This is a genomic window from Nocardia grenadensis NBRC 108939 (assembly GCF_001613445.1).
GTDB classification, from domain to species: domain Bacteria; phylum Actinomycetota; class Actinomycetes; order Mycobacteriales; family Mycobacteriaceae; genus Nocardia; species Nocardia grenadensis.
Genome location: NZ_BDCJ01000042.1, coordinates 1 through 13,736 on the forward strand (window position 1 = coordinate 1; position 13,736 = coordinate 13,736).

13 protein-coding genes and 1 pseudogene are annotated in these 13,736 nt (G+C 68.5%); 8 read left to right on the forward strand and 6 right to left on the reverse strand.

Annotation, left to right across the window (positions count from 1 at the left end; all coding sequences use genetic code 11):
• The 3 genes and pseudogenes from NGR01S_RS28750 to NGR01S_RS28760 form a co-directional block, all read left to right on the forward strand.
• Window positions 1-1,234, forward strand: a pseudogene (locus NGR01S_RS28750) (NAD-glutamate dehydrogenase); the annotation flags it as partial.
• A 35-nt stretch (window positions 1,235-1,269) separates the two neighbouring features.
• Entirely contained in the window at window positions 1,270-1,710 is a 441-nt protein-coding gene (locus NGR01S_RS28755) for an acyl-CoA thioesterase (protein WP_063042451.1), read from the forward strand.
• A 175-nt stretch (window positions 1,711-1,885) separates the two neighbouring features.
• Window positions 1,886-2,563, forward strand: a complete 678-nt coding sequence (locus NGR01S_RS28760) for a DUF8185 domain-containing protein (protein ID WP_063042397.1) — start codon at window positions 1,886-1,888, stop codon at window positions 2,561-2,563.
• Between the two features lie 34 nt (window positions 2,564-2,597).
• On the opposite strand, the gene NGR01S_RS28765 is transcribed toward NGR01S_RS28760, so the two are convergent.
• Window positions 2,598-3,326 (reverse strand): HNH endonuclease, encoded by a 729-nt coding sequence (locus tag NGR01S_RS28765; RefSeq protein ID WP_245664813.1) that lies wholly within the window; start codon window positions 3,324-3,326, stop codon window positions 2,598-2,600.
• Window positions 3,327-3,580: 254 nt separating this feature from the next.
• Here NGR01S_RS28765 and NGR01S_RS28770 point away from each other — a divergent pair, with 254 nt between their 5' ends.
• The 3 genes from NGR01S_RS28770 to NGR01S_RS28780 all read left to right on the forward strand — a co-directional run bounded on the left by NGR01S_RS28770 (window position 3,581) and on the right by NGR01S_RS28780 (window position 5,047).
• Window positions 3,581-4,012 carry a globin gene (locus NGR01S_RS28770; protein WP_063042400.1) on the forward strand — a complete coding sequence of 144 codons (432 nt, stop codon included), beginning with the start codon at window positions 3,581-3,583 and terminating at the stop codon, window positions 4,010-4,012.
• A 290-nt stretch (window positions 4,013-4,302) separates the two neighbouring features.
• Entirely contained in the window at window positions 4,303-4,596 is a 294-nt protein-coding gene (ctaJ, locus tag NGR01S_RS28775) for an aa3-type cytochrome oxidase subunit CtaJ (RefSeq protein ID WP_063042402.1), read from the forward strand.
• Entirely contained in the window at window positions 4,583-5,047 is a 465-nt protein-coding gene (locus tag NGR01S_RS28780) for a DUF5130 domain-containing protein (RefSeq protein WP_063042404.1), read from the forward strand. Before ctaJ ends, NGR01S_RS28780 begins: the two co-directional genes overlap by 14 nt.
• Window positions 5,048-5,135: 88 nt before the next feature.
• Here the strand turns inward: NGR01S_RS28780 and pepN are convergent, their stop codons facing one another.
• Window positions 5,136-7,778, reverse strand: a complete 2,643-nt coding sequence (gene pepN / locus NGR01S_RS28785; RefSeq protein ID WP_063042406.1) for an aminopeptidase N — start codon at window positions 7,776-7,778, stop codon at window positions 5,136-5,138.
• A 120-nt stretch (window positions 7,779-7,898) separates the two neighbouring features.
• Between pepN and NGR01S_RS28790 the strand changes: the two genes are divergently transcribed.
• Complete coding sequence (locus NGR01S_RS28790) at window positions 7,899-8,738, forward strand: phosphoribosylaminoimidazolesuccinocarboxamide synthase (RefSeq protein WP_063042408.1); 840 nt, start codon at window positions 7,899-7,901, stop codon at window positions 8,736-8,738.
• Here NGR01S_RS28790 and NGR01S_RS28795 read toward each other — a convergent pair.
• From NGR01S_RS28795 to NGR01S_RS28805, 3 genes are all read right to left on the reverse strand, one after another.
• On the reverse strand, window positions 8,693-10,009 hold the full coding sequence (locus NGR01S_RS28795) for an RNA polymerase sigma factor (protein WP_245664814.1): 1,317 nt from the start codon (window positions 10,007-10,009) through the stop codon (window positions 8,693-8,695). The genes NGR01S_RS28790 and NGR01S_RS28795 overlap by 46 nt on opposite strands.
• On the reverse strand, window positions 10,006-10,407 hold the full coding sequence (locus NGR01S_RS28800; RefSeq protein ID WP_174551760.1) for a YciI family protein: 402 nt from the start codon (window positions 10,405-10,407) through the stop codon (window positions 10,006-10,008). The genes NGR01S_RS28795 and NGR01S_RS28800 overlap by 4 nt, the downstream gene beginning before the upstream one ends.
• Before the next feature lie 110 nt (window positions 10,408-10,517).
• Window positions 10,518-11,738 carry an NAD(P)/FAD-dependent oxidoreductase gene (locus tag NGR01S_RS28805; protein ID WP_063042410.1) on the reverse strand — a complete coding sequence of 407 codons (1,221 nt, stop codon included), beginning with the start codon at window positions 11,736-11,738 and terminating at the stop codon, window positions 10,518-10,520.
• A 216-nt stretch (window positions 11,739-11,954) separates the two neighbouring features.
• Here NGR01S_RS28805 and NGR01S_RS28810 point away from each other — a divergent pair, with 216 nt between their 5' ends.
• A complete protein-coding gene (locus NGR01S_RS28810) occupies window positions 11,955-12,602 on the forward strand; it encodes a mycothiol-dependent nitroreductase Rv2466c family protein (protein ID WP_063042412.1) in 648 nt (215 codons plus the stop codon).
• Between the two features lie 45 nt (window positions 12,603-12,647).
• Here the strand turns inward: NGR01S_RS28810 and NGR01S_RS28815 are convergent, their stop codons facing one another.
• Window positions 12,648-13,700 (reverse strand): M48 family metallopeptidase, encoded by a 1,053-nt coding sequence (locus NGR01S_RS28815; RefSeq protein ID WP_063042459.1) that lies wholly within the window; start codon window positions 13,698-13,700, stop codon window positions 12,648-12,650.
• Between the last annotated feature and the right edge of the window lie 36 nt (window positions 13,701-13,736).

A 13,736-nucleotide genomic window follows, 5' to 3' on the forward strand; every position in this document is an offset into this window, starting at 1 on the left:
GCAGATGGTGCTGCAGGACAATGTGTCCCAGAACTATGTGATGGGCATATCCCGGGCGGAGTCGACGCGGATGCTCAATGTGCACCGGCGTCTCATCGAAGAGCTCGAGACCGCGCGCGGACTCGACCGGGGCCTCGAAGCGCTGCCCACCGACGCCGTTCTCAAACGCCGGCTCGAGGAGGGCACCGGGCTCGCCTCGCCCGAACTCGCGAATCTGCTGGCCCACGTGAAATTGGCGCTCAAGGCGGATCTGCTGGCCGGCGATCTGCCCGACAGTGCCTTCTTCGCCACCAGGCTGCCGGAATACTTCCCGACCCCGCTGCGGGAACGGTTCGGTGCGGCGATCAAGAAACATCGCCTGCGCCGGGAGATCGTCACCACCATGATCGCCAACGAGGTGGTGGACTACGGCGGCGTCACCTACACGTTCCGGCTGGGCGAGGAGATCGGTGCCACCGCGACCGATACCGTCCGAGCCTTCGCCGCGGTGACCGATATCTTCGGCCTGCACGATATCTGGGACCGGATCCGGGCCGCCGACACGACGGTGGGTGTCCGCGACCAGCTCGAGCTGGAGACCAAACGGACCCTGGACCGGGCGTCGCGCTGGTTGCTCACCAACCGTCCACAGCCCATCGCCGTCGGCGCCGAGATCAACCGGTACCGGGTGGGGGTGCGCGAACTCGCGCCGAAGGTGCCGGGCTGGTTGCGTGGCCACCACGTCACCACGCTCACCGATCAGGCCGCCGACCTCGTCGCGCACGGGGCGCCGCTGGATCTCGCGACCGAGGTCTTCGCACTGCTGCATCTGTTCCCGCTGCTCGATGTCATCGATATCGCCGATATCACCGACCGCTCCGGTGAGGAGGTCGGTGCGCTGTACTACGCGCTGAACGAGCATCTGAAGATCGACTGGCTGCTGGAGGCGGTCAGCCATCTGGAACGCGGCGACCGCTGGCACGCGCTGGCCCGGCTCGCCCTGCGCGACGATATGTACAGTTCGCTGCGGTCGCTTACCCTCGATGTCCTCTCCGGCGGCGACCCCGAGGAGAGCGCGGACGAGAAGATTGCATACTGGGAGTCCAAGAATCAGTCCCGGCTCGGCCGTGCCCGCGCGGCGCTGGCGGAACTGTTCGAGTCCGGAACCCACGATCTCGCCACGCTGTCGGTCGCGGCGCGGCAGGTGCGCAGCATGGTGAGTGGGGTGGGCGCTCAATCGGAGGTACCACGGTGACGAACGCTGTTCCCCGCAACGGAGCGAGTCCGGATGTGGAGGTACCCGCTGCGGCATCGCCGCGGCGGTTCCATACCGCTGTGCACGTGCGCTGGTCCGATATGGACGTTTTCCAGCACGTCAACCACGCCCGGATGGTGACGTTGCTGGAGGAGGCGCGTATCCCCTGGCTGTTCGACGACGACCGGCCGACCGTCGGGTTGCGTGACGGTTGTGTGCTCGCGGATCTGCGCGTGAAGTACCGGGGGCAGCTGCGGCACGAGGACACGCCGCTGGATATCGCCATGTGGATCGAACAGTTGCGGGCGGTCGATTTCACCGTTGCCTACGAGGTCCGGGCGGCGGGTGCCGCGCCCGACTCGCCCGCCGCGGTCACCGCGACCACCCAGCTGGCGGCGTTCGATATCCGGACCCAGCGGCTGCGCCGGCTCACCGGGCCCGAACGCGACTATCTCGCACAGTGGCTGGACGCATGAGCGGGTCGGGCCCGGAGGCGGTAGCGGAGCGTGACCACGCAGGGCCCTCGCTTATGCCCGATGGACACGGCATGAGCGGGTCGGGCCCGGAGGCGGTAGCGGAGCGTGACCACGCAGGGCCCTCGCTTATGCCCGATGGACACAGCATGAGCGGGTCGGCGGTGTCGGTTCGATCGTGACGACCGATCAGCGGGTCCTGTCCGTAACGGACCCGGCAGAACGCGAGAACCTGGCCACATTCCTCACCCGGGCACAACGTCTGGATCCGGCGGTGGTGGTGCGGTTGCGGCGGCGCGGCACCGGGCTGGTGGCCGCCTGGGTCGCCACCGGCTTCGAGGCGCTGGCGACCCGGACGGTCGTCGCCGAGCTGGCCGCCGACGATGTGACGGTGGGGGCGGACACCGTGTTGACCGGGCTGTCCGCGCCGGGCCCGATCGATTTGGGCTACTCCCTCGATTCGGCGTGGCGGGGCGCCCTGCCACCGGACGCCGGCTTCGGGCATATCGACGATCTGCCCGCCCGCACCCTGGTCGAACTCGCCGAACGCGGGGCCGACCTGGCGAAGGAGCACGGTTCCGGGCACGGACCACCCGCATCTCTACTCGATCAGACGGTGCTGACCGTCTCGGCGGCGGAGGTACGCGTGCAGGTACCGATGCGGGTGGTCTTCGCCCTCACTGCCATGGACTTCATCCCACACTCGGGCGAGCGAGCGGATGCCGGGCGGATTCCGCCGGGTGAACTGGTCCGGGTGCGGGCGAGCAACACCTGGCTGCGCCTCGACGCCCGCTACGGTTCGGTCGCCCGCCGGAGAACCGGCGGGCTCTCGCTGACCCCGGCGCCGGGAGCCTGACGCCGCTTCGCCGGGCCGCGGTGCCGCCGCGGCGTCAGGCCGCGCCCTCGCCCAGGTATTGCAGCCAGATCGGGTCCAGTTCGTTGACCGTGGACAGCAGGCGCCAATGCGGCCCCTTCGGGGATATCAGGGGTGCGCGCAGCGTCCAGCCGAGTTCGCTGAGCAGTTTGTCGGCCTTGCGATGGTTACAGGGTGCGCAGCTGGCCACACAGTTCTCCCAGCTGTGTTGGCCGCCGCGGCTGCGCGGGATGACGTGGTCGATGGTTTCGGCCTTACCGCCGCAGTAGCCGCAGCGGTAGTGGTCCCGCTGCATGAGTGCCGCCCGGGTCATCGGGACGCGGGCGCGGTAGGGGACCCGGACGTAGGTGCGTAACCGGATGACCGACGGAATGGCGACGGCGGCGCCGGCCGAATGCAGGACGGGTCCGGTGGGATCGTGGTGGACCGCGTCGGCCTTGTCGCAGACCAGCAGCACGATCGCGCGGCGGGCGGTGAGCGCGGTGAGCGGTTCGTAGGTGGCGTTGAGGAGCAGGACGCGGCGCTTCGGCCAACTGATCGGTGGCGGCGCGGCGAGGTGTGGAGCGGAATCGCTCCCGGGAAGGGAATCGGAACGAGCGGTGGTATCGGCAGTGTGCCGGTCGACCGCGTGATCGGACAGCAGTTGCAGCGGAGGAGCCCCCGACCCACGAGCGTGGACGTCGGCGGGCTTCAGTTGTCGGTGGCGTATCGCCTCCGGTGATCGGGCGCCGGTCCGTTGCTTCATGTCGACCCCAAATTCTGCGTTTCAAGATCATGTGGTATCTCGGCGGAGACAGAACCCAGTTGACCATGGAAAGCCCCGTGACGCACGGTTATTTTGCACAATGGCCGGTTAACTGTCGCTGAAGCGACCCCCGGCGGCCACAGAGCCGGAAACACCAGGTGCGAGCGGTCACACCGGCCGGGTGCCCGGCGAATCTGCGAACCCGGGCCGGCGCGGGCACAATGGACGGCGCATCCGGCGAAACGAGAGGGTTCATGACTTCGGGTAATACGGCTTCGGGCACTCCGGCGGGCGATCAGGCCACACGCTCCTTCTACGAGGCCGTCGGCGGGGCGGACACCTTCCACCGGCTGGTCGCCGCCTTCTATCGCGAGGTCGCCGCCGACGAAGTACTACGCCCCATGTACCCGGAACAAGACCTGGGCCCGGCCGAACGCCGGCTGCGAATGTTCCTGGAGCAGTACTGGGGCGGCCCCCGCACCTATTCCGACGAACGCGGCCACCCGCGCCTGCGTATGCGGCATATGCCGTTCGAGATCGGGCCGGTGCAGCGGGATGCCTGGTTGCGCTGTATGCGCATCGCGGTCGCCGAGATCGAGCCGCAAGCCCTGGACGACGAGCATCGGCGCCAGCTGCTCGACTATTTGGAGATGGCGGCGAATTCGCTGGTGAACGCGGCCTGGTGAGACCGCCGCGGGGTCGAGGCCCCGTCGGTCTCGCCGTTTCGGCCTCGAGACTCGAGCTTCGCTCATGCGATGTGCGGTGGGCCGTCCATGGAGGGCGACCTTTGAGCACCTTCGGCCAAGGGTCGAGACGGGCCTCAACCCTTCGAGGTATCCCGCAAGCCTCGACGCGGGTGGTCGCGTTGGTCGACGGAGGCTTGATCCCGGGTGTGACCTCGGGGTATGGGTGGTGTTACCGGTGACACGGGCTATCCGTCGGTGAACTACTACAGAGGATCGTCTACCTTTAGGGCGTGAGCATTCTCGAGACGGTGGCGATTTTCGCCGGTATCCCATTGGGGATCTACCTCATAATCGCTGGTTTGTCGTACCTCGGTAAGCCGCTGCCCGGTGAGAAGCCGGTCCACTTCGATATGAGCAAGAAGTGGACGGCCGCCCCGGTGCTGTGGAGTGCCACCGACGAGGTGACCGTTTCCGGTCACTCCTATGACGCCGGTGAGTCGTCGCACGGCTCGCATGTGGCGTTCGATGCCCTCGAGGCACCCAGGGAAGCACTGATCGGAGGCCGGGCAAGTGGCAAGTACTAAGTGGCCGGCGGTGGTCGAGTCCGAACTGCCGCGTGGATACGCGCTCACCAGCAGCGGCCGGGTCTCCGGGGTGCACGAGGCCGGTGACGTGTTCAAGGAGGCGCCGTTCGACAACAACGAGCGGCTGGCCATGGACAATGTGCTCACCGAGGCCACTCGCGCGACCAAGGTCCGGTTCAACGTCTTCATCGGCGATCTGGGTGTGGATCCCGCGGCCGCGGTGGACGCGCTGTTCCCCGATACTCCGGAGGCGGCACGTTCGGTGCTCATCGCCGTCTCCCCGAATGATCACGCCGTGGAGGTTCGCTCCGGCAGGGATGTGGCCGAGCGCGCGAACGACCGGGTGTGCCAGCTCGGGGTCACCGCCGCGCTGAGCTCGCTGCGGCAGGGTGAACTGATCGACGGGCTGATCTCGGCGGTGCGGGTGATGGCCGCGGCCATCGGCCGCTGACAACCTCCGGCCCGATGGCCGGGAGCACTCGCGACAGACGACAACGGCGCGTCCACCACCGGTGGACGCGCCGTTCGCCGTTTCCGGATCAGGAGATATCGAACGCGCGGGCGCGCAGTGACCGTTCGACCCCCGCTTTACCCTCGCTCACCAGGCGTCGCAGGGCGGGCGGGTGATCGGCGGCGAGGAACTCGTCGGCGCGGGCGACGGCGTCGTCACTGATATCCCAGGCCGGATACAGTCCGACCACCACGGTCTGCGCGACCTCACTGGACCGACGTTCCCAGACCGCGGGGATCTCGTCGAAGTACCGCGCCACGAACGGCGCCAGCAGGCTGTCCTGTCCGGCCGGTGCGAAACCGCCGACGATGGAACGGGCGGTGATATTGGGCACCGAATCGTCGCCGAGTACCTTGTCCCACGCCGCTTCCTTCACCTGCGGCTGCGGGCGCGCGGTGGCCGCGGTGGCTGCCTGCCGCCGGCCGGCCGCCGTTTCGTCGTTGCGCAGCTCGGCGTCGATGGCCGGGGTGTCCGGGCCGTCGGCGTCGATCTCCCCGGCCGCCGCGAGAGCGGTGAGCAACCGCCAGCGCAGGTCGGTGTCGACGGTCAGGCCGGGCAGGCCGACGGCCGCCGGATTACCGTCGAGCAGTTCGCGCAGCACCTCGCTGTGCCAGGCGGCCAGTTTGGCGCCGGTGAGGGCGTTGACGAACGCGAGCTGATGATCGGAGCCGGGCGCCGCTTCGCGTGCCAGCTCCAGCAGCCGGTTCGCGTACTCCGGCCAGCCGGTGCTCTCGGCCCAGGCCGGATCGGCGTAGCTGCGCAGGGTGGTGTTGGTCTGCATGAGCAGCCGCTGCACCACACCGATCTCGGTTTCCGCGCCGATGCCGCGCTGGACCAGCGCGACGAAATCGCGGGCGCGGAATTCGGCCTGCCGGGTCATCTCCCAGGCCGCCGACCAGGCGAGGGTGCGGGGGAGCGGATCGGCGATATCGGCGATCCGGTTCACCAGCACATCGAGCGAATCGGCGTCGAGGCGCACCGAGCAATAGGTGAGGTCGTCATCGTTGACCAGTACGAACTTCCCGCGTTCGGTACCGATCAGGTCGGTGACCTCGGTGCGCTCGGCGGCGTCCAGATCGAGTTCCACCCGCCGGGTGCGGACCAGTCTGCCGTCGCGGTCGTCGTAGACGCCGATGGCCAGCCGGTGCACCCGTCGTTCCCCGGCGCCGGGTGCCGCGCCCTCCTGGATCACCGCGAAGGAGGTGAACTTGCCGTCCGCGTCGACCTCGAAGTCGGGCCGCAGGATATTGAGGCCGGTGGTCTTCAGCCACTGGGCGCCCCAGGTGGACAGGTCACGCCCCGAGGATTTCTCCAACGCCGCCAGCAGATCGTCGAAGGTGGCGTTGCCGTAGGCGTGGTCGGCGAAATACGCGCGCAGACCGGCCAGGAACGGTTCCAGCCCGACATAGGCCACGAGTTGTTTGAGCACACTCGCGCCCTTGGCGTAGGTGATGCCGTCGAAGTTCACCTCCACCGCCGCCAGGTCGGGGATATCGGCGGCGATCGGGTGGGTGGAGGGCAGCTGATCCTGCCGGTACGCCCACGATTTCTCGACATTGGCGAAGGTGGTCCAGGCACTGGTGTACTCGGTGGCCTCGGCCTGGCACAGCACCGACGCGAAGGTCGCGAAGGATTCGTTGAGCCACAGGTCGTCCCACCACTTCATGGTGACCAGGTCGCCGAACCACATATGCGCCATCTCGTGCAGTACGGTTTCCGCGCGCCGCTCGTAGGAGGCCCGGGTGACCTTCGACCGGAAGACGTAGTCCTCGAGGAAGGTGACCGCGCCCGCGTTCTCCATGGCACCGGCATTGAACTCCGGGACGAACAGCTGGTCGTACTTCCCGAACGCGTAGGGGACGCCGAAGTTCTTGTGGTAGAAGCCGAATCCCTGCTTGGTTTCGGTGAACAGCCGGTCGGCGTCCATATGCGCGGCCAGCGAGGCCCGGCAGTAGATGCCCAGCGGGATATCGCCGTGGTCGTCGGTGTAGGTGTCGGTCCATTCGGCGTAGGGACCGGCGATGAGCGCCACCAGGTAGGTGCTCATGAGCGGAGTGGTGGCGAATCGGTGCTTTCCGCCGTCCACGGTGGCGGCGCCGTTGGAGATGACCTTCCAGTCCGCCGGGGCGGTGACCTCGATATCGAAGGTGGCCTTGAGATCGGGCTGGTCGAAGCAGGCGAACATCCGCTTGGCGTCGGCGGTTTCGAATTGGGAATAGAGGTAGACCGCGTCGTCGGCCGGATCGACGAACCGGTGCAGGCCCTCACCGGTGTGGGAGTACTCGCAGTCGGCCTCCACCACGAGTTCGTTGCGCTCGGCGAGGTCGGGGAGGGTGAGGCCGGTGGATTCGTCGTAGTCGCCGATTTCGAGCGGGGTGCCGTTGAGCACCGCCGAACGCACTCCCCGGGCAACGATATCGATGAAGGTGGACGCACCGGGCTTCGCGGTGAAGGTGACCGTACTGCGGGACAAGAACGTCTGCTCGCCCGGTTTCCCCGCCCCGTGTTCATCGGGGATGGGCGAGGGCCCCGGGTCGTTACGCTCCGCTACCGCCTCCGGGCCTGACTCGCCCATCCCGCCGGTCAGGTCGAGTTCGATGCGGTAGTTCTCGACCGAGACGACCTCGGCGCGTTCGATCGCCTGTTCGCGGGTGAGGTTCGGTGCGGACATCGGGCTCCTTCGAGGACACGAGTGCAACGGGCACGGGCGTTGTCCACAATGCCACGCCGGTAAGGTTGCCCGCGCGGGAGTCGATCTCGCCGGCCACACGACCAGGATCGGAGCGACAACGTGAAGCATGTGCACGCCGGAAAGGTGCGCGACCTGTACACCGACGGCGACACGTTGCTCTTGGTCGCCTCGGACCGGGTTTCGGTGTACGACGTCTCGTTGCCCACCCCGATCCCGGACAAGGGCGCCCTGCTGACGCAGCTGTCCAACTGGTGGTTCGAGTATTTCGCCGATATCCCCAACCATGTGCTCTCCGGGACGGACGTGCCGCCGGAGTTCGCGGGCCGGGCCGTGCGGGTGAAGCCGTTGAAGATGGTGCTGGTGGAGTGCGTCGCCCGGGGGTACCTGGTGGGCTCGGGATGGAAGGACTATCGGCGCACCGGTTCGGTCTCCGGGATCCGGCTGCCCGCGGGATTGCGCGAAGGCGACAAACTTCCCGAACCGATCTTCACCCCGACCACCAAGATGTCCGATACGGGCCACGACGAGCCCATGACCTTCGACGAGGTGGTCGCGCAAGAGGGTGCCGAGGTCGCCGCGCGGCTGCGTGATCTCACGCTCGACCTGTACTCCCGGGGTGCGGCCTACGCGGCCGAACGCGGTGTGATCATCGCCGATACGAAGGTCGAATTCGGCTGGGACGGTGATGTCCTCACTCTGGGCGACGAACTCCTGACCTCCGATTCCTCCCGCTTCTGGCCGGCCGCGGAATGGGAGCCCGGCCGGCCGCAGCGGTCCTTCGACAAGCAGTTCGTCCGGGATTGGGCCACCTCCACCGGCTGGGACAAGGAACCGCCCGGCCCGGAGATCCCGGCCGATATCGTCGCGGCGACCCGGCGCAAGTACGTCGAAGCCTATGAGCTGATCACCGGCCGCAGCTGGGGTTCGCCGGAGTCGTGAGGCGGGTGCCGGAGCCGGGCCGCTCGTAGGGTCAGGTAGTTGTATTCGGCTCGGCTACCGGTCCGGCCGGCCGCGTCGGTGTAATGGGCGATCGCCCCGGCGGTGTCGCCGGACATCTCGTAGAGATGAGCACGTACCGCGGCCAGCCGATGGGTGCTCCGCAGGGCCGTGTCCAGGTCGGCGACGAGTGCCAGACCGGCGTGCGGCCCATCCACCATGGCGGTCGCCACCGCCAGGTTCAGGGTGACCAGCGGGCCCGGTGCCACCCGCCCGAGCAGCAGATAGAGGCGCCGGACCGAGTCCCAGTCGGTATCGGTGTACCGGACCGCCTGCGCGTGGACTCCGGCGATGGCCGCCTGGATCCGGTAGGCGCCGGTGAGGCCGCGGGCCGCGGCGGCGGAGGCCAGCCGCAGGCCCTCGGTGATCGCGGCGCGGTTCCACCGGTGCCGGTCCTGTTCGGCCAACGGGACCAGCTCACCGTGTGGACCGGTGCGGGCGTCGCAGCGGGCGTCGGTCAGCAGCATCAGGGCGAGCAGGCCGCCGACCTCCGGGTCGTCGGGCAGCTGCCGCCGCAGCTGCCTGGTGAGCCGGATGGCCTCCATGGACAAATCGGCGCGCGCGAGCCGCGGGCCGGAGGTGCTGGTGTGCCCCTCGGTGAAGATCAGGTACAGCACGTGCAGCACCGCGGCGAGTCGTTGTTCCCACTGACCGGCGGCCGGCGGTGCGAACGGTCTGTCCAGTGCCGCCAGCCGGCGCCGGGCCCGGGTCAGCCGTTGTGTCATGGTCGCTTCCGGGATGAGGAAGGCGCGGGCGATCTCGGCGGTCGTGAGTCCGCCCACCGTGCGCAATGTGAGGGCGACAGCGTGCGCGGGGGTCAGTACCGGGTGGCAGCACGAGAAGAACAGGGTGAGTGTGTCGTCGTGTTCTCGATCGGCACCGGGCGAGTCCGGTATCGGCGGGTCCGCAGGCGTTGCCGGACCGGCGGACCGGCTCTGTGCGGTGACGAGCCATTCCCGCTCGCGCCGCGCGATATCGGCCCGGACGGCATCGGTGGCCCGGCGCCGGGCCACCGTCAGCAACCACGCGCCCGGATTGTCGGGGAGCCCGTCGGCACGCCAGCTGTGCACCGCCGCCAGCATTGCTTCCTGGAGCGCGTCCTCGGCCGCGGTGAAATCGCCGGACCACCGGAGGAGCGTGCCGAGGACCCGCGGCGTGAGGTCACGCAGCAGGTCCTCGATCGGATCACCGCCGTGGCGACGGGTACCGGTCACAGCTCGGTGGCGGGCGCGGACATGATCTGGCGGACCTCGATGTACTCGCCGATCGGCCTACCGCCGGGGCCGGGGGCCGCGGAGGCCCGCGCGGCGATCTCGACGGCCCGATCAGGGCTGTCGACATCCACGATCCAGTAGCCGGCCAGGAATTCTTTCGTCTCCGCCCACGGCCCGTCGGTCACCACCGGCGCTGAACGGCCGTCGGAACTGACCAGCCGTGCCTCGTCCGGGCCGCTGAGCCCCTGCGCGTCCACCAGCTCACCCGCCGCGGCCAGTTGGGCGCCGAGTGTGCGCTGGAATTCGATATGGGCGGCGATGTCCTCGGGCGCCCACTCCGGCAGCGGGGTATCGCAGTGGGCGGCCGCGGCGTAGGTCTTGATCAGCATGTACTTCACGGGTTCTCCTGGTTCCGGTCGCGCCCCGGTGGCGCGTTCACGAAGAAGTCGGAGCCGGGTCGGTGATTCCGACACAACCGAGTCGGGTTCGAGGTGATGTGGGTCACAGATCACAACGGTGTCGAACGGTCGGCCAGCCGGGCCGGGTCGACCGGCTCACCGGAAAGGATCAGCTCCTTGATCCGATCACCGACATCCCACACGTTCACATTCATCCCCGCCAGGACCCGGTGCTGGGGATCGAGCCAGAACGCGACGAATTCCCGGCCCTCGCGGTCACCGCGGACGACCACCTGCTCGTAGTCGCCGGGTGCGGCGAAGCCGGTGTACTCCATGCCGAGGTCGTACTGGTCGGTGAAGAAGTAGGGGAGCCGGTCGTAGGACGCGGCGCGGCCTAGCATGGCCGCGGCCGCCACCGCGGGCTGATTCAACGCGTTCGCCCAATGCTCCACCCGGATACGGCGGCCCAGGACCGGGTGATCCTGCTCGGCGATATCGCCCACCGCGACGATATTCGGATCACTGCTGGTCAGACTCGCATCGACGAGAATGCCGCAATCGGTCAGGAGACCGGAACTCTCGGCGAGTTCGATATTCGGCTTCGCCCCCACCGCGACCAGTACCGCGTCCGCGGCGAATTCGGTGCCGTCCGTGAGCGCGACACCGGTCGCGCGCCCGTCCGCGGTGGTGATCTGCTGGACCTGCGAGCCGAAACGCAGGTCGACCCCGTGGTCGCGGTGCAGATCCGCGAATACCTCGCCCATTTCCGGGCCGAGCGCGCCCAACAGCGGCGCGGAGCCGGTTTCGAGGACGGTGACCGCCACCTCCGCGGCGCGCGCCGCCGCGGTGACCTCGAGCCCGATCCAGCCGGCCCCGATCACCACCAGGCGCCGCGTGGTGCGGAACAGTTCGATCAGGGCATCCGATTCCTCCAGCGTGCGCAGGGTGTACACACCCTCGGCGTCCGCGCCGGGAATGGGCAACCTCCGGGACTCCGCGCCCGTGGCCAGCGCGAGTCTGTCGTATTCCAGTGCCGAGCCGTCGGCGAGAGTGACGGTCCGGGCGGCCCGGTCGATCGAGGTGGCCTCCGTGCCCAGCCGCAGATCCACCGCGTTGTCCCGATACCAGGCCGAGGTCTCCACCGTGAACTCCTCGACCGGCTTCGTTCCGGCCAGGTACTCCTTGGACAAGGGCGGCCGCTCGTACGGCAGCCGCTCTTCCCTGCCGACCAGGGTGATGTGCCCGTCGAAATCGTTGTCCCGCAGCGCCCGGGCGACTTTCGCCCCGGCCAGTCCGGCGCCGACAATGAGGAAATGCTGCGCAGAGGTCATGGCTGATACTCCCTTGTGGTGGGTGGTTCCAGCGACGATCCGAATCCTCTGCCAGCCTACAAAGGGCAGCACCGATCTCCGGGCCGGATCGGGAACGAAAATCCATCCGCCGGGGTTGCTCGTTACAGCGCCCGTGTCCGGCGACCGGCCGGTACTGCGGCGGTAGCCGTGGCGGTGGGTGGTAGTCCACCGCCGACCCGTGGAGAGGAACGCAACGTGCCCGACTCGGCCGAGAAGAAGGACCTTGCCGAATTCTGGTTCGACCCCCTGTGCCCGTGGTGCTGGATCACCTCCCGGTGGATCCTCGAAGTCGCGAAGGTCCGCGATATCGAGACGCGGTTCCATGTGATGAGTCTGGCGGTGCTCAACGAGGGCCGGGATCTGCCGCCGGAGTACCAGGAGCTCATGACCTACGCCTGGGGGCCGGTCCGGGTGGCTGTCGCCGCGGCCGAACAGCACGGCGAGGAGATCCTGTCGCCCCTGTACACCGCGCTGGGGACCCGGTTCCACAATCGCCGCGCCGAGTTCGAGCGCGAGGACGACCGTTTGGGCACTTCCGCCGCGATCGTGGCGGACGCGCTCGCGGAGGCCGGGTTGCCGGCCGAATTGTCGGCCGCCGCCGAGAGCAGCGAGTACGACGAGGCGCTGCGCAAGAGCCATCACGCCGGGATGGACAAGGTCGGTCCGGATGTCGGCACGCCGACGATCCACGTCAACGGGGTCGCGTTCTTCGGCCCGGTGCTCTCCCGTATTCCGCGCGGTGAGGAAGCGGGCAAACTCTGGGACGCCGTGGTGACGCTCGCGGCCTATCCGCATTTCTTCGAACTCAAGCGTACCCGGGACGAGAGCCCGGAATTCGACTGAGCCGCGAGGTCGCGGTGTCTGCTCGGGGGCCGCGACCCGTCCGGTTCAGTACGAACCTTTCGACAGCGTGAGGGCGTCACCGGGCCCGGTCGCCGGTGGCCGTCCGGGCATCGGGCCGAATCGCTGCGGGCCCGGGCCGGGCCGCCAGAACAGCCTCCCGTGCCGGCTGCGATCGCGCAGCGCCCACATACGCCAGGTCAGCACGGGATGCGAGGTCGTCGCGTTGACCATCCAGACGAAGAATCCGCGTTCCTGGGCCGCGCGGTCGGCCATCTCATCGAATCCCACCAGCGAGTTCAGATACTTCCCGGCGGCCAGGGTGCCCATCGCGGCCGGTGCCCCCTGCGGCCGGTGGCAGTAGCCGTGGTTGTCGGCGGTGTACTCCTGGGCACGGATCAGCGAGTTGCCCAGGATCGGTAGGAACGGCGCCAGGAACATGCCGAGCTGTCGCCAATAGGAGGTGTGGCCGGCCGCGATATGGCCTACTTCGTGACCGATGATGAAGGCCAGGGCGTCCGGCTCCCGGGCGGCGCCGCTGATCTCGAACAGATCGCTGTATACGACCACGTAGCGGCGGAAACCGTGCCCGGAGGCGAAGGCGTTGATCCGACCGTTGCCCAGCACCACGTAGGCGTCCGGGGCACTGGCCATGCCGAAGCGGGCCGCGGCCTCCTGCACCATCCGATATCCCTCGGGGAACTGGGAGGGTGACATCTTCACCCCGTTCACCCGCTGCGACGACAGGTTGACGCCGCGGCCGAACCAGAGCAGCAGCGGGGCCGCCACCAGGATCAGGATGAACTGGTTGACCAGCCCGAGGAACAGGAACAGAAAAGCCAGCACATACGAGACAGCGGTGAGCAGTATCACCACGACCAGCAGTGGGATCTCCCAGCTGTGCCGGGCGGGCATTCCGAACGGCGACAGCCCGCGGGGCTCGTGCCGCGGCACCGGCGGTGGGGGGTATCCGCCCGGGAGCGGAACGGACGAGCCGGGATGGTCGGTGAGCCACGGGTAGGGCCCGGGCTCCGGTGTACTCGCGGACCAGGCGGCGCCGGGGCCGGATCCGGACGGCTGCGGAGGGTCGTGCGGCTGCATACCCACGACTCTAGGCAGTGAGCCGGTGAACCCGCC

Excerpts from the sequence above, each read along its gene's own strand:
- NGR01S_RS28765 (WP_245664813.1), bottom strand. The coding sequence starts at position 3,326 with ATGAAGCAACGGACCGGCGCCCGATCACCGGAGGCGATACGCCACCGA.
- NGR01S_RS28805 (WP_063042410.1), bottom strand. The coding sequence starts at position 11,738 with ATGACCTCTGCGCAGCATTTCCTCATTGTCGGCGCCGGACTGGCCGGG.
- NGR01S_RS28815 (WP_063042459.1), bottom strand. The coding sequence starts at position 13,700 with ATGCAGCCGCACGACCCTCCGCAGCCGTCCGGATCCGGCCCCGGCGCC.
- NGR01S_RS28770 (WP_063042400.1), top strand. The coding sequence starts at position 3,581 with ATGACTTCGGGTAATACGGCTTCGGGCACTCCGGCGGGCGATCAGGCC.
- pepN (WP_063042406.1), bottom strand. The coding sequence starts at position 7,778 with ATGTCCGCACCGAACCTCACCCGCGAACAGGCGATCGAACGCGCCGAG.